Source organism: Bradyrhizobium sp. (assembly GCF_016462955.1).
Taxonomy (GTDB): Bacteria; Pseudomonadota; Alphaproteobacteria; order Rhizobiales; family Xanthobacteraceae; genus Bradyrhizobium.
The window spans coordinates 1-14,878 of sequence record NZ_JAEMSD010000129.1; the positions used below are offsets into that span (position 1 = coordinate 1).

General features: G+C 66.2%; 12 protein-coding genes. 11 read left to right on the forward strand and 1 reads right to left on the reverse strand.

The features are described 5' to 3' along the window. Positions 1–486: 486 nt before the first annotated feature. From JHD07_RS15615 to JHD07_RS15640, 6 genes are all read left to right on the forward strand, one after another. The gene (locus tag JHD07_RS15615) at positions 487–2,496 is read left to right on the forward strand and encodes a hydantoinase/oxoprolinase family protein (RefSeq protein ID WP_291623713.1); all 2,010 of its coding nucleotides are present in this window, start codon (positions 487–489) and stop codon (positions 2,494–2,496) included. Continuing rightward, positions 2,493–4,073, forward strand: coding sequence for a hydantoinase B/oxoprolinase family protein (locus tag JHD07_RS15620; protein WP_291623714.1), 1,581 nt, complete (start codon positions 2,493–2,495; stop codon positions 4,071–4,073). The genes JHD07_RS15615 and JHD07_RS15620 overlap by 4 nt, the downstream gene beginning before the upstream one ends. Positions 4,074–4,083: 10 nt before the next feature. Beyond that, entirely contained in the window at positions 4,084–5,379 is a 1,296-nt protein-coding gene (locus JHD07_RS15625; RefSeq protein WP_291623716.1) for an aspartate aminotransferase family protein, read from the forward strand. Further along, on the forward strand, positions 5,376–7,058 hold the full coding sequence (locus JHD07_RS15630) for a long-chain-fatty-acid--CoA ligase (RefSeq protein ID WP_291623719.1): 1,683 nt from the start codon (positions 5,376–5,378) through the stop codon (positions 7,056–7,058). Before JHD07_RS15625 ends, JHD07_RS15630 begins: the two co-directional genes overlap by 4 nt. Positions 7,059–7,169: 111 nt before the next feature. Beyond that, a complete protein-coding gene (locus tag JHD07_RS15635; RefSeq protein WP_291623721.1) occupies positions 7,170–8,102 on the forward strand; it encodes an N-carbamoyl-D-amino-acid hydrolase in 933 nt (310 codons plus the stop codon). Positions 8,103–8,107: 5 nt separating this feature from the next. Next, positions 8,108–8,767, forward strand: a complete 660-nt coding sequence (locus JHD07_RS15640) for a flavin reductase family protein (protein ID WP_291623723.1) — start codon at positions 8,108–8,110, stop codon at positions 8,765–8,767. On the opposite strand, the gene JHD07_RS15645 is transcribed toward JHD07_RS15640, so the two are convergent. Continuing rightward, the gene (locus tag JHD07_RS15645; protein ID WP_291623725.1) at positions 8,764–9,426 is read right to left on the reverse strand and encodes an aspartate/glutamate racemase family protein; all 663 of its coding nucleotides are present in this window, start codon (positions 9,424–9,426) and stop codon (positions 8,764–8,766) included. The two genes, JHD07_RS15640 and JHD07_RS15645, sit on opposite strands and share 4 nt — an antisense overlap. Positions 9,427–9,482: 56 nt before the next feature. Here JHD07_RS15645 and hydA point away from each other — a divergent pair, with 56 nt between their 5' ends. The 5 genes from hydA to JHD07_RS15670 form a co-directional block, all read left to right on the forward strand. Then, positions 9,483–10,952, forward strand: coding sequence for a dihydropyrimidinase (hydA, locus tag JHD07_RS15650; protein WP_291623727.1), 1,470 nt, complete (start codon positions 9,483–9,485; stop codon positions 10,950–10,952). A gap of 16 nt (positions 10,953–10,968) precedes the next feature. After that, a complete protein-coding gene (locus tag JHD07_RS15655; RefSeq protein ID WP_291623729.1) occupies positions 10,969–11,943 on the forward strand; it encodes an NAD(P)-dependent oxidoreductase in 975 nt (324 codons plus the stop codon). A 1-nt stretch (position 11,944) separates the two neighbouring features. Next, entirely contained in the window at positions 11,945–12,694 is a 750-nt protein-coding gene (locus tag JHD07_RS15660; RefSeq protein ID WP_291623730.1) for an SDR family oxidoreductase, read from the forward strand. Beyond that, entirely contained in the window at positions 12,691–14,127 is a 1,437-nt protein-coding gene (locus JHD07_RS15665) for an NAD(P)/FAD-dependent oxidoreductase (protein WP_291623732.1), read from the forward strand. The genes JHD07_RS15660 and JHD07_RS15665 overlap by 4 nt, the downstream gene beginning before the upstream one ends. 97 nt (positions 14,128–14,224) lie before the next feature. Next, the coding region (locus JHD07_RS15670; protein WP_291623734.1) for an ABC transporter substrate-binding protein at positions 14,225–14,878 on the forward strand (654 nt) is incomplete at its 3' end.

Here is a 14,878-nt window from a genome sequence, read left to right on the forward strand (position 1 = left end):
ACAGCGCGCCATCCGAGCCTCCGGATGCGCGCTCTTACTGATCGTACAATAAAGAGAGGCTGAGCCGACTGGTGTGCATAGCTCATGGGCACCGTGTATTCTGCGTCCGCCGCTTGATCGCCTGCAAATTAGACAGCCAATCTCGCCAGCCCGGATTGCGGTGCAATAGGCATCGCGAATTCGCTCTGAAATATCCGCGCCGCGCTGCGCGCTACTGGTCTGGACCGTGGCCCGATCATCTGCCGTCTATGAAGGCAGTGCTGCACCAAAACGTGCACTGGGCGATGTGGTGCGCTGCGCCGGGGGCTTGCTGGCCCAGTGAAATGCGACGACTCTGGCACTATCGTAGACCACAGCTCTGTCGCACGCTTGCGGAGGATGGCATGACAGGGGAATGCAGGATGAGCGCTCTCGGTTGGGCATTCGAGGTAGCGATGGACGGCCAGGACCCGGCGTCCGGTTCGGACGTCAGGCGTAGCTGAGCCTATGAGCGCTTTCGAAGATCACTGGGAAGTCGGCACCGATATCGGCGGCACCTTCACCGATATCATCGCCATCAAGCGCGATTCCGCGGAGGCGCGGATCGCGAAAGTGCCGTCGCGCCCCGACGCGCCGGTCCAGGCGATGCTAGAGGCGATCGAGGCGGTGGGCCTGCGCAAGAGCGAGGTCAGGCGCTTCGTCCACGGCACCACGCGCGTCACCAACGCGATCGTCGAGAACCGGCTGCCGAAGGTGGCGCTGGTTGCGACCGAAGGCTTTGCCGACGTGCTCGAGATCGCGCGCTATCGCCGCCGCGATCTCTATCGGCTCGATATTCCCCCGAAATCGCCGCCGCTGGTGCCGCCTGAACGCTGCTTCGGTCTTGCCGAGCGTCTCGATCACGAAGGCCGGGTGCTGAAGGCGCTGGAAGACGCGGAGATCGAGCGCCTGGTGGCCTGGCTGAAAGAGACCGGTGTGCAGAGCGTCGCGGTCGCTCTCCTTCACGCTTATGCCAACCCGGTGCACGAGAAGATGCTGGGCGAGCGGCTCAAGGACGTCGTCGCCCATGTCTCGCTCTCGCACGAGATCAACCCTGAAGCCCGCGAATATGAGCGGACCTCGGCAACGGTGTTCAACGCCGCTGCCATGCCAATCGCGGTGGAATATCTCAGCGAGTTGGAGCAGCGGCTGCCGATCGGTCCGGGCCTGCAGGTGTTTCATTCTGCCGGTGCGATGGTCCCGATCTCGGCGGTGAAGCGGCGTCCGCTGGTGATGGCGATGTCGGGGCCGGCCGCCGGCGTCTCGGCTTCCGTCAGCATCGCGCGCCAGCTCGGTACCTCGCGGATGCTGACCTTCGACATGGGCGGCACCACGACCGACGTGTGCCTGATCGTCGACGGCCAGGCGGAAATGACCGACGGCCGCATGCTCGGCGACAAGCCGCTGCGCCAGCCGATGCTCGCGGTGCATTCCATCGGTGCGGGCGGCGGATCGATCGTGCGCAACGGTCCTGGCGGCCTGACGGTCGGGCCGGAGAGTGCCGGCTCCGAGCCGGGCCCGGCCTGCTACGGCCGCGGCGGCACGGAGCCGACGATCACCGACGCCAACGCGGTGCTCGGCTATCTCAATCCCGAGACCAAGCTTGGCGACCGCATCGGGATCGACATCGCGGCCGCAAAAGGCGTGATCGAACCGATTGCCCGCGCGCTCGGGCTGAGCCTGACGGAGACGGCGCTCGGCATCATCAAGGTTGCGAACGCGACCATGGCCCGCGCGCTGCGGCGCGTCACGGTCGAGCGCGGCATCGACGGGCGCGACTGCACGCTGCTGGCCTTCGGCGGCGGCGGCCCGATGCATGCCGCGGGCCTTGCCGATCTCTACGGCATAGCCGAGGTGGTCGTCCCGAGCGCGTCGAGCGCGTTCTCGGCGCTCGGCTGCCTCACCGCCGATTTCAGCTTCCTGCAGCAACAGACCCTTCGCGCAGCCCTCGACGGCATCGATCTCGCCCGCGTCTCGGAACGGATCGAGGCCTTGATTGCCGATGCGTCGGCGCCGCTTCTCGCCAATGGCGTTGCGAAGGCGGAGATCCAGGTCGAGCTGGTGGCCTTGATGCGCTATGCGGCGCAGAATGACGCCATTCCGGTGCCGTTCACGCAACCGCTCGACGTCGCCAGGCTGAAGCACGATTTCCTGACGCGGCATCACGAGCTGTTCGGCTATGCAACCGCCGAGCCCTGCGTCATCGAATCCGTGCGGGTGCAGGCGCGCCGCCCCTCGACGACGGTCGTCAGCCGGCCCGCAACGGCCGTGAGGGCGGCATCAACGGGCACGCGCAACTGCTCATTCGACGGCTTCCATGACATCGCGACCGCAATCATCGACCGCGCTTCGCTCACCGAGACCGTCAGCGGTCCGGCCATCATCGAAGACGCGTGGTCGACCGTGGTCGTGCCGCCGGGCTGGCAGGCAAGGCCCGACACATCAGGCAATCTGTTCCTGACGCGGAGGACAGCATGAAGCTCGATCCGTTCGTCGTCGAGGTCATCCGGCATGGGCTCTCCGCCGCGGCGGAGGAGATGAGCCTCGTCATGACGCGCTCGGCGCGCTCGCCGCTGCTGCGCGAGGCCGGCGACCTCTCCTCGGCGATCACCGACGGCCACGGCGGCCTGGTCGGGCAGGGCCGTGACATCCCGATCCATCTCGGCGCGATGGCCTACACCATCCCCGAACTGCTGAAGGTGATTCCGCGCGACAGCCTGAACGAGGGCGACGTGGTCATCTACAATGTCGGCGCGCTCGGGGGCAATCATCTCAACGACGTCAAGGTGGTGCGCCCCGTCTTCGTCGACGGCGAGATCGTGGCGTTCGCGGTGAGCCTCGCGCACTGGCCCGACATCGGCGGCACCTGGCCGGGCAGCTATTTCGCCAAGGCCGTCGACACCTTCCAGGAGGCACTGCGGATTCCGCCGGTGCTGATCGCGACTTCAGCCGGCGTCAGCACGCCGATCGTGCAGTTGCTCAAGGCCAACGTCCGCGATGCCGAGTCCTGCGAGGGCGATCTCCTCGCCCAGATCGCCGCGACCAAAGCCGGCGAGAAGCGCATCGTCGAGCTCTGCCGCGAGCACGGCAAGGCGGTCTTCATGGCGGCGCAGTCGCGTCTTCACGATCTCTCCGAAATCGAGATGCGCGAGGCGCTGCGCGACCTTCCCGACGGCGTCTACGAGGGCGAGGACTATCTCGACGACGGCAGCGCGAACGACGCGCCCGCGCGCATCCATGTGAAGATCACCATCCACGGGGACGAGGCGACCTTCGACCTCTCCGGAAGCTGCGACCGCGTCTCCAATTTCTGCAACACGACTCCCTTCATGGCGCGATCGGCCGTCGCCTATGCCGCGCGCATCATGAGTGGCCGCGACATGCAGCAGAACGCCGGCGCGCTCAGGCCGCTCACGATCATCACGCGCCCGGGCTCGATCCTCGAGCCGGGCTGGTCGGCGTCCGTCGCCGCCGGCAATCACGAGACGTCCATGCGCATCGTCGACGCGATCTTTCGCGCCATGCAGGACACCATTCCCGAACGCCTGTCGGCGGGCGGTGCCACCACCGCGGGCGTCCTGTTCTTCGCCGAGCCGCGGCCGAACGGATCGTGGAAGATGCTCTACGAGGTCCATGGCGGCGGGGAGGGTGCGCGCCATGATCGCGCCGGCAGCTCGGCCACACGGGTGCATCTGTCCAACACGTCGAACACGCCGGTCGAGGTGATCGAGGCGAACTATGCCATCCGGCTGGAGCAACAGGCCATCCGCCGGCAGTCAGGCGGCGCAGGCGCGTATCGCGGCGGCGACGGCTCGGTCCGCAGCTACCGCATCCTGGCGCCATCGATGCACCTGACCACCTGCATCGAGCGGATGGTGATCGCACCTTGGGGCATGCAGGGCGGCGAGTCCGGCAAGGCGTGCCGTGTCTCGCTGGTCAGGCAGGGCGCCAACGTCGCGATCGACGGCAAGTCGAACCTGGTGTTGCAACAAGGCGATCTCGTCACGATCGAGATGTGCGGCGGCGGCGGCTACGGCGCCGCGGCTGCGAACTGAGGCTTTGGCGATGAGCAGATTGTTGCGGACCGGATTGAATGCGGGCGAGGCCGCGCCGATGGCCGTGGTCGGCGGCGAGGGCGTCTACTTCCACCTCTCCGACGGCCGCAAGCTGATCGACGGCAGCAACACCGGCGGCGGACTCGGCCACCGCCATCCCGCGATGGTGGAGGCGATCCGCCGCGCCGCGGATACGCCCGTCGTCAACGAGGGCTGGACCTGGGTCGGCCGCGAGCAGGCCGCCGACGATCTGATGGCGACCGCTTTCCAGGGCGAGGAGGATTGGGTCGGCGCGGTGCGCTTCTGCATCAGCGGCAGCGAGGCGAACGACATGGCGCTGTCGCTCTGCCAGGCGCTGACGCAGCGCTCGGCGCTGGCGACGCGCGAGCGCGCCTATCACGGCATCACCGGCCTGTCGCGCAGCATGACGGTGCAGCCGCAATGGCATGGCGGCCTTGCAGTGCACAGCGGCGGCTCCAGGCTGCCGGCCCCGATGGCGCCGGTGCGGGTTCTGCCGGCGCCGGATGGCGCGATCTATGGCGCGCCCACCACCAATACCCCGCCGAGCGAATATCTCGCCGATGCCGCGCGGCTGCTCTCGGACACGGCAGCAACGATCATCGACTACACCCAGGGCGGCATCTACTACGACGGTGCCTATCAGGACGAGGTGGCGCGCTGTGCGCGGCAGGCCGGCTCATACTGGATCGCGGACGAGGTCGTCACCGGCGCCGGCCGCGCCGGGCGCTGGTTCGCATTCCAGGGGGCGCAAACCCGTCCTGATATCGTGACGCTCGGAAAATCGCTCGGCGGCGGCGCGGCGGCGGTTGCAGCGGTAGTTGTGTCGAAAGAGATCGTCGAGCGGCTCGAGGGCACGAGTTGGCAGAACTACGGCACGCTGCGCGGTCATCCCATCAGCATGGCCGCGGTCAGCGCCTATCTGAAGGTCGTCACCGAAGACGGGATTCTGGACCGTGTGCAGCAGCTCGAGAAGCTGTTCATCCGCCGCCTGCTCGCGATCGCGCAGAAGCATCCGAGCGTGCAGCGCGTCGCGGGGCAGGGGCTGCACTGGACGGTGGAGCTGCACGGGCCGGATTGGCGCACATGGCGTGCCGACACGACCGAAGTGCCGATCGCCTCGCGCGTTGCGGAGCGGGCGCTGGAAGCCGGTGCGGTGATCGGGACCAGCGGCGAGCAGACCTCGCTGTTCCTGGCGCCGCCGCTGGTGATCTCCGAGCGGGAGGCCGACCAGCTTCTGGATGCGCTCGACCACGGTCTCGATATCGCCGACGAGGAGCACGGGTGAGGGCCGATCACGCATCGCCACGTAGGTCGCCTGTCTGGCCGGCCGATGAGCCCTGGCATCTCGCGATGCCGGAGGGAACGCTGTACGACGCGCTCGCGCGGGCCGCGCATGAACGGCCGTCGCATCCGGCGACGGTATTTTACGGCGCAAGCCTGAGCTATGCCGAGCTGCGCGACCGCGTCGATGCCATGGCCGGCTTCCTACAGGGCGCCTGCGGCGTCAAGCGCGGCGACCGCGTCATGATCGCGCTGCAGAACTCGCCACAATATGTCATCGCCTATTACGCGGTGATGCGGGCGGATGCCGTGATCGTACCCGTCAATCCCATGAACAAGACCGCCGAGATCGCGTATCTCGCCGTGGACAGTGGGGCCAGGGTCGCAATCATCGGGAGCGAACTGAGCGATGTGTTTGCCCCGCTGCTCGGCGAGGCCATCAGGCATGCGATCGTCGCGCAGTATCGCGACGAAATTCCAGTCGCAACGCCCTATACGCTGCCATCATGCGTGACGGAGGCACCGGCCGAGGTGCCGTCATCGCCGGGCTGGCATTCCTGGTCGTCCGCGATCGCGCAAGGCTTGCAGCCGGGTGTGATGACCGCGGGGCCGGATGATCTCATGATCCTGCCCTACACCTCGGGCACCACAGGCAAACCCAAGGCGTGCATGCATACCCATCGCAGCGCCCTCTTCACGGCGGTGCTGCAGGCGCGCTGGTATGGGCTCGATGGCAGCGACGTGATGACCGGCTTCATGCCGCTGTTCCATGTCGCGGGCATGCAGGGCTCGATGAATGCGGCCATGGTCACCGGCGCCACGCTGCTGCTGATGGCGCGCTGGGACAAGGACTTGCTGCCGGACCTGTTCGAAACCTATGGCGCGACGTTCTGGAACGCGGCGCCGACCATGATCGTGGATGTGCTCGCAAGCGCCGGCTTCCGCGACCGCAGCTTTGCCAAGCTCAAGGTGCTGACCGGCGGCGGCGCGGCAATGCCGACAGCGGTGGCCGAACGGCTGAAGAGCCGCTTCGGGCTCGACTTCGTCGAGGGCTACGGCATGACCGAGACGATGTCGCCGACCCATATCAACCCGATGGCGGCGCCGAAGCGCCAGTGCCTCGGCATCGCTGTTCACCAGACGGATGCACGGATCATCGACCCCGAGAGCCTGGTCGAGCTCGACGACAACGTCGTCGGCGAGATCATCGTGCATGGACCGCAGGTGCTGCAGGGCTATTGGAACCGGCCGCAGGCGGACGCCGAAGCCTTCATCGAACGCGACGGCAAACGGTTCCTGCGGACGGGCGATCTCGGCTATCGCGATGCCGAGGGCTATTTCTTCGCGGTCGATCGCCTCAAGCGGATGATCAATGTCAGCGGCTTCAAGGTCTGGCCGGCCGAGGTCGAGGCCGCGATGTACCAGAACCGGGCCATCCGCGAATGCTGCATCATCTCGGCGCCGGACGACTACCGCGGCGAGACCGTCAAGGCACTGGTGGTGCTGGACGAGGCCGCGCGTGCGACGACATCGTCCGATGACATCGTCAGCTGGGCGCGCGACGCGATGGCGAGCTACAAGGCGCCGCGCACGGTCGTTTTCGTCGACCAGCTGCCGCGCACCGCGAGCAACAAGATCAACTGGCGGCTGTTGCAGGATGCCGAATGGGGGCGAACGGCATGAAATCTGCTTGGTTGGAAGGCGGACGCAGGGCCGCTTTACGCTGCCGCTACGCCCTTGAAGTTGCGATCCCCAGCCTCGCCAGGAAATTGTGAAGAGATCAGGAAGCCGCTGATGCGAATCGTCAATGTCGCCGCCGCCCAGATGGGCCCGATCCAGAAGGCCGACAGCCGCGAGGCCGTGGTCAGGCGCATGATCGCGCTGATGGACGAGGCCAAAAGCAAGGGCGCCGACCTGATCGTTTATCCCGAACTGGCGCTGACGACGTTCTTCCCGCGCTGGTACGTCGAGGACCGCTCCGAGTTCGACATCTGGTTCGAACGTGAAATGCCGAACGCAGCGACCAAGCCCCTGTTCGAGCGCGCTGCGCAGCACGGGATGGCGATGAATTTTGGCTATGCCGAGCTGACGCCAGACGGACATCATTTCAATACCGCCATTCTCACGGATAGGTCCGGCAAGATCGTCGGCAAATACCGAAAGGTCCATCTCCCCGGCTATGTGGAATACGACGCCAAGCGTACGCACCAGCACCTGGAGAAGCGCTATTTCGAGCCGGGCGATCTCGGCTTCAAGGTCTGGCGCGAGCTCGGCGGGATCATCGGCATGGCGATCTGCAACGACCGCCGCTGGCCCGAGACCTATCGCGTCATGGGCCTTCAGGGCGTGGAGATGGTGCTGATCGGCTACAACACGCCTTCGGTGAACGCGGAGAAGAGCGAGGAGGGTGTCGAGAAACGGCTGTTCCACAATCGCCTCTCGGTGCAGGCCGGCGCCTACCAGAACGCGACCTGGGTGGTCGCGGTTGCCAAGGCCGGCGTCGAGGATGGCCATCCGCTGTTCGGCGGCAGCCTGATCGTCGATCCCAACGGCGAGATCGTCGCGGAAGCAAAGACCGAAGATGACGAAGTCCTGTTTCATGCTTGCGACCTCGATGCCACGACCTTCGGCAAGACCACGATCTTCGATTTCGCCCGGCACCGCCGCATCGAGCATTATGGTCTGATCACCAGCCAGACCGGCGCGGTGCCGCCGCCGGAGACGTGACGACGATGGCGGACAACAGCATCTCCCTGCGCGAGCTTGACGCGCGTGACCGCTACAAGCTGCTCTGCGGCGTCGTGGTGCCGCGGCCGATCGCACTGGTGACGACGCTCGACGAGAATGGCGCGGTCAATGCTGCGCCTTTCAGCTTCTTCAACGTCTTCTCGGAAAGCCCCGCGCTGATCGTGCTCGGCCTCCAGCACAAGCCGGATCACTTGCCGAAGGACACGACCCGCAACATCCATCGCGACGGCGAGTTCGTCGTGCACATGGTGGACGAAGCGGCGTCGGTTGCGATGAACGACTGCGCCGTCGACTTCCCGTCGGGGGACAGCGAGGTCACCGCGACCGGGCTTGCCACGCTTCCCTCGATCGACGTGAAGGTACCGCGCCTTGCGGCGGCACCGTTCGCGCTGGAATGCCGGCGCCATGTCGTGCTGACCTTCTCGCCCGATCGCGAACTTCTGGTCGGCGAGGTCTTGCGGGTTCATGCCCGCGAGGGCCTCGTCGACGAAACCAACATGTATGTCGATCTCGAGGCCTACCGGCCAATCGGCCGCATGTTCGGCAATCTCTACACCACGCAGCGGGACACGTTTGCGCTTGTCCGCGAGAGCCATGCGCAATGGCTCGCGCGCCAGGGTGCCAATGAGCTGAAGGACGCCTAGTGAGCCGAGAACTGCACCGTGCCCAGCGCCATGGCGACGGCCGCCTGCGTCGGGTCGATCACGGGAATGCGCAGCGCCTCTTCCAGGGCACGGCGGTGGCGCGCCATGCCGGCGCAGCCCATCACGACGGCACGGGCGCCGTCCTCGTCGCGCAGCGCGCGGCCGACCTCGATCATTTTCGCCAACGTGCCTTCGCCCGAGGCCGTTTCCGCGACGCTCATGTTCAGCGGCCGCTCGCCGGCGAGACGGTCGGTCAGGCCCATCTGCCTGAGATAGCGCATGTGGCGCGGGATCGAGCGTTGCGCGATCGCAATGACGCCGAAAGTTTCGGCACGGGAAAGCGCCGTCAGCACGCCGCACTCGGCAATCCCGAACACGGGACGGTCGGTGCCTTCACGGCAGACCTGAAGCCCGGGATCGCTGTAGCAGGCGATGACGAAGGCGGCCGAGCTGTTGTCGCTTTCGACGAGCTTTCGCAGCGGCATCGCAACGCTGTCGACGTCCGCCTGGCTTTCGATGCCGAACGGACCCTCGGCCAGCGTCTGGCAGACCACCTCCGGCCCGCCTTCGAAGTCGAGCGGCTTCAGCGCGTCCTCCAGCCCTTGCGTGACCTTGCGGTTGGAGTTCGGGTTGATGACGAGAATGCGCGGACGGGTCATGATGGTCTTCCTGCAAAATGGAGATCACTTGCTTCAGGCATATCATGGAGTGCCTCATGACTGAACCAGTTTACGACCTGATCATCCGCGGTGGCCGCGTCGCCACCACGACCGACGTGTTCGAGGCCGACGTCGCCATCTCCGGCGAAACCATCGCGGCCGTCGGAAAGGGCCTTCCCCCCGCCAAGCGCGAGATCGACGCGCGCGGCAAGCTGGTGCTGCCCGGCGGCGTCGACAGCCACGCCCATATCGAGCAGCTCTCCGCTGCCGGCATCATGAATGCCGATACGTTCGAGAGCGCGACCGTTTCTGCCGCTTTTGGTGGCACCACCACGGTGATTCCGTTTGCCGCCCAGCATGTCGGGATGAAGCTGCCGCAGGTGGTGGAGGACTATCACGCGCTCGCGAAGAAAGGGGCCGTGATCGACTACGCCTTCCACATGATCATCGCGGACGCGACGAAGGAAACAGTCGAGGAGCACATCCCCGCGCTGGTGAAGCAGGGCCATGCCTCGATCAAGATCTTCATGACCTATGATCGCCTCAAGGTGGACGACGAGCCATTGCTCGACATTCTTCTGGCCGCGCGTCAGTCCGGCGCGATGCTGTGCGCCCATGCCGAAAATCACGGCATCATCGCCTGGATGGTGAAGCGGCTGCTGGCGCGCGGCTACACCATGCCGAAATACCACGCCGTCAGCCACGCCCGCGTGTCGGAGGCCGAAGCCTTCACTCGGCTGATCGGCATGGCGGCACTGATCGATCAGCCGATCATGATCTTCCACGTCTCGACCGCCGAAGGCGCCAAGGTGATCCGCGACGCGCGCGGGCAGGGGCTTAAGGTCTTTGCCGAGACCTGTCCGCAATATCTGTTCCTGACCGCACGCGATCTCGACAAGCCCGGCTCCGAGGGCGCGAAGTGGATGTGCAGCCCGCCGCCGCGCACGCATTCAGACCAGGAGGCGCTGTGGCAGGCGCTGTCGCTCGGCGATCTCCAGACCATCTCGTCGGATCACGCGCCGTATCGCTATGACGAGACCGGCAAGCTGCGCGCCGGCCCCAATCCCAACTTCAAGCAAGTCGCCAACGGCCTGCCCGGACTTGAGCTGCGGCTGCCGCTGCTGTTCGATGCGATGGTCTCGAAGGGCCGGCTGGGGCTGGAGAAATTCGTCGAGTTGACTGCGACGGCGCCTGCAAAAATCTATAACCTGCATCCGCGCAAGGGCTCGATCGCCGTCGGCGCCGACGCCGACATCGCGATCTGGGATCCCAATCGCGAGGTCACGATATCGGACGAGATGATGCACGATCTCACCGGCTACACCCCGTTTGCCGGCCGCAAGCTGAAGGGTTGGCCGGTGACGACGCTCTCGCGCGGCCGTGTGATCATCGAGGGCGACAAGTGCCTCGCCTCCGCCGGCAGCGGAAAGTTCCTGGCGCGCAGTGGTGGCGAGGCGGCGAAACCGACCGGCCGGCTCGTCGCCGACATGGATCCGGAACGGAATTTCGGGGCAAACCTGCTGTGACGGCGGATCGCGCGCGATGAAGATCGTCATCTTCGGTGGCACCGGCTTTGTCGGCCTCAATCTCGCCGAGGTGCTGCTGGCGCGCGGGCACGCGGTGACGCTTTATGATCGCGCGCGATTGCCTCCGGCTGCGGCGCGATCGCTGGCCGATGGTCGCGAGCGGCTCGAGGTCGTCCAGGGTGATATCACCGACGCGAAACGCATCGACGGCCTTATTGCCGGGGGCTACGATGTCATCGTGCTCGGCGCCGCGATCACGGCGGGCGATGAGCTCGAGAGGGCATCGCCCGCGCGTGTTCTCGAGATCAACGTCATGGCGCAGATCCAGATCCTGCAATCGGCGATCCGCCACGGCGTTCGCCGCGTCGTCAATCTGTCCTCGGCCTCCGCCTATGGCGCATCGGGCACGCGGTTCGAGGTCTTGGGCGAGGACACGCCCTGCGATCCCGTCTCGTTCTATGCCATCAGCAAGTTCACCTCGGAGCGATCGGTGGCGCGGCACGCCGAGCTGTTTGGCGGCGATTTCCTCAGCGTGCGGCTGAGCGCCTTGTTCGGTCCGTGGGAGCGGGCCGGAGCGGTGCGCGACACGCCGAGCCTCCAGTTCCAGAGTCTGGCCGCGTTTGCGCGCGGTGAGCCGGCCCTTCTTCCTGCGCCTGGCTTCAAGGACTGGACCTACGCGCCGGACGCTGCCGAAGCCGTGGCCATGCTGATCGAGGCCGAACGGCCGCGCCATCGTCTCTACAATATCTCCAGCGGCGCGGCCTGGTCGGCACTGCAATGGGGCGAGGCGTTTGCGGCGCTGCATCCCGGGCTGGAGTGTCGGCTGGCGGAGCCGGGCGAGACAACCTTCATCAAGCTGCACGGCGGCGATCGCGCGCCGCTCTCCGTCGCGCGGATGGCCGACGAGTTCGGCTGGCGTGCCCGGTTCGGCTGTGCGGAGTCGGCGGCCGCGATGAGCGCCTGGTGGATGCAGTACAAGGAGGGGATCTGACATGCGGCTGCAGGGGCGCACCGCCATCATCACCGGAGCAGGCTCGGGCATCGGCCGGGCCAGCGCAAAACTGTTCGCGGAAGAGGGCGCGCGCCTTGCACTGGTCGATCGTGATGCCGCTGGCCTCGAGGAAACGCTGAGCCTGGTCGGTGAAGCGACCACGCATGTCGGCGACGTCGGCGATGCCGCTTTCGCTGAAACTGTTGTCGGCGAGGTCATCGCGCGCCACGGTAGGCTCGACATTCTGATAACGGCAGCAGGCTTTTCCTGCGGCGGCACCGTGTTAACGACGAGCCTGGAAGACTGGGACGCGGTGTTCCGCGCCAATGTCGGCGGCACCTGGCTGTGGGCGCGGGCCGCGGTGCCGCACATGCAGCGGCAGAACAGCGGCTCGATCATCACGCTGGCCTCGCAGCTCGCCATGGCCGGCGGCAAGGGCAACAGCGCCTATATCGCCGCCAAGGGCGCGATCGTCAGCCTGACGCGGACCATGGCGGTGGATTTCGCAACCGACGGCATCCGCGTCAACGCCATTGCGCCGGGCGCGATCGATACGCCGATGCTTCGCCGCAGCTTCGCCCGTCACGCCAATGCCGAGGAAGTGCGCGAGGCCTCGCGCAACCGTCACGCCATGAAGCGGTTCGGCGCGGCGGAAGAGATCGCGCAGACCGCGCTGCATCTCGCCAGCGACGCGTCGTCCTTCACGACCGGGACAGTGGCTGTCGTCGACGGAGGCTGGCTCGCGGCATGAGCGATGGGCTGAAGAGGCTTGAAGCAAGCGTGCACGCCGATCTCGCGATGATCGCGCATCCTCACGCTGCATGGCTCGAACCGAAGACCGGGCCGGACGGCAATGCTGCGTTGGATGTGCTCATCATCGGCGCCGGCCAGTCCGGCATCGCCATCGGCTTCGGCCTGATGCGTTCCCGCGTCAGCAACGTCCTGCTGATCGACAAGGCCGAGGAGGGGAAGGAGGGCCCGTGGCTCACCTATGCCCGGATGCCGACGCTGCGCAGCCCGAAGGATTACACCGGCCCCGACCTCGACATCCCGAGCCTCACCTACCAGTCCTGGCACGAAGCCCGTTTCGGCAAGGAGAGCTGGCAGACGCTCGATCTGATTCCGCGCGCGCACTGGGCCGAGTACCTGCTGTGGCTGCGGCGCACCGTCAATCTGCCGGTGCGCAATGGCTGTGAGCTTCTGGAGATCGCGCCGGCGGCCGATGGCCTGCTGGCCGCACGTGTGGTGCAGGCAGGACGCATCGAGACGCTCCACGCCCGCAAGATCGTGCTGGCGACGGGGCAGGAGGGCATGGGCGGCTGGATGATCCCGGACGTGCTGCGCCCCCTGCCAGCGAGTTCGCTCGCAACTGTCGCCGACGACATCGATTTCAAGGGCCTGCGCGGCAAGCGCGTCGCCGTGATCGGCGCCGGCGCCTCCGCCTTTGACAATGCCGCCACCGCGCTGGAGGCAGGGGCCGCCGAGGTGCACCTGCTGTGCCGCCGCGCGCAGATCCAGGTGATCCAGCCCTACCGGTGGCTGACCTTCCGCGGCTTCCTGCGTCATCTCAGCGATCTTGACGATGCCTGGCGCTGGCGCTTCATGCGCAAGATCCTCGAAATGCGCGAGGGATTCCCGCAACCCACCTACGACCGCTGCGCGCGGCACGCCAATTTCATCTTGCACGAGGGCGCACCGGTTGAGGCGGCGCGCCAGACCGGCGCAGGTGTCGAGCTGCAAACGCCGCGCGGCATCGTCACCGCCGATTTCGTCATCTGCGGCACCGGCATCGACATGAACTTTGCCGGCCGCGGCGAGCTCGCCGGATTCGCCGGCAACATTGCCAGCTGGGCCGATCGTTACGAGCCACCCGAGAGCGAACGCAACGAACGGCTCGGCCGCTTTCCCTATCTCGCCGATGACTACGCCTTCACCGAGCGCGTGCCCGGCAAGACGCCGTGGATCTCCAACATCCATCTCTTCGCCATCGCCTCGACCATGAGCTTTGGTCCATCGGGATCGTCGATCAACGCGATGACCACGGCCGTGCCGAAGCTCGTAAATGGGCTGACGCGCGGCCTGTTCCGCGCCGATCTCGACCGGCACTGGGCCTCGCTCAGCGCCTATGACGTGCCGCAGGCGGTGGTTGCGCGGCCGGCGCGAACAATGGAGGAGCAACGATGATCATCCATGCTCCGCCGCAGCGAAGATTGGCGCGCAACTTGCTTCTTTCTTGACCAGCTTTGGCGACCTTCCTGTTCGAAAATTCAAGGGAAAACGAATGCGTTTTGTGTCTTTCAGATCCGCGACCACGATCCTCGCCACCACCGCGCTGTTGCTGATCGCGACCGCGCCGTCGCATGCGCAATCCAGGGCGGAAACGCTGCGCTATGTGACCGGCGCATCGGTCAACACGCTCGATCCAAACATCCCCGGCGCGACCCGCGAGTCCTTCGGGCTCAGCATGAGCACCTACGATCGGCTGGTGTCGTTCGGTCGCAAGCAGCTCAACGGCAAATGGGTGTTCGATCTCGACACCATCAAGGGCGAGCTCGCCGAATCCTACGACGTCAGCCCCGATGGCCTGAAGATCACCTTCCGCCTGCGCAAGGACGCCAAGTTCCAGGACGGCTCGCCCGTCACCGCCGAGGACGTGAAGTGGTCGCTTGATCGCTGCGTCACCGCGCCGATCCTCGGAAAGGCGCAGCTGTTGACGGGATCGCTCACCTCGGCCGACCAGTTCAAGGTGATCGATCCCCTGACGATCGAGGTGACGCTGCCGAAGCCCGACAAGCTGGCGCTGCCCAATCTCGCCACCGTCTATCCGATGATCATCAACTCGAAGCTGGCAAAGGCGCATGCGACGACGGACGATCCGTGGGCGATGGCCTGGCTGAAGGAGAACACCGCCGGCAGCGGCGCCTATGTGGTCGAG

Excerpts from the sequence above, each read along its gene's own strand:
- JHD07_RS15665 (WP_291623732.1), top strand. The coding sequence starts at position 12,691 with ATGAGCGATGGGCTGAAGAGGCTTGAAGCAAGCGTGCACGCCGATCTC.
- hydA (WP_291623727.1), top strand. The coding sequence starts at position 9,483 with ATGACTGAACCAGTTTACGACCTGATCATCCGCGGTGGCCGCGTCGCC.
- JHD07_RS15620 (WP_291623714.1), top strand. The coding sequence starts at position 2,493 with ATGAAGCTCGATCCGTTCGTCGTCGAGGTCATCCGGCATGGGCTCTCC.
- JHD07_RS15640 (WP_291623723.1), top strand. The coding sequence starts at position 8,108 with ATGGCGGACAACAGCATCTCCCTGCGCGAGCTTGACGCGCGTGACCGC.
- JHD07_RS15625 (WP_291623716.1), top strand. The coding sequence starts at position 4,084 with ATGAGCAGATTGTTGCGGACCGGATTGAATGCGGGCGAGGCCGCGCCG.
- JHD07_RS15615 (WP_291623713.1), top strand. The coding sequence starts at position 487 with ATGAGCGCTTTCGAAGATCACTGGGAAGTCGGCACCGATATCGGCGGC.
- JHD07_RS15635 (WP_291623721.1), top strand. The coding sequence starts at position 7,170 with ATGCGAATCGTCAATGTCGCCGCCGCCCAGATGGGCCCGATCCAGAAG.
- JHD07_RS15655 (WP_291623729.1), top strand. The coding sequence starts at position 10,969 with ATGAAGATCGTCATCTTCGGTGGCACCGGCTTTGTCGGCCTCAATCTC.
- JHD07_RS15660 (WP_291623730.1), top strand. The coding sequence starts at position 11,945 with ATGCGGCTGCAGGGGCGCACCGCCATCATCACCGGAGCAGGCTCGGGC.
- JHD07_RS15645 (WP_291623725.1), bottom strand. The coding sequence starts at position 9,426 with ATGACCCGTCCGCGCATTCTCGTCATCAACCCGAACTCCAACCGCAAG.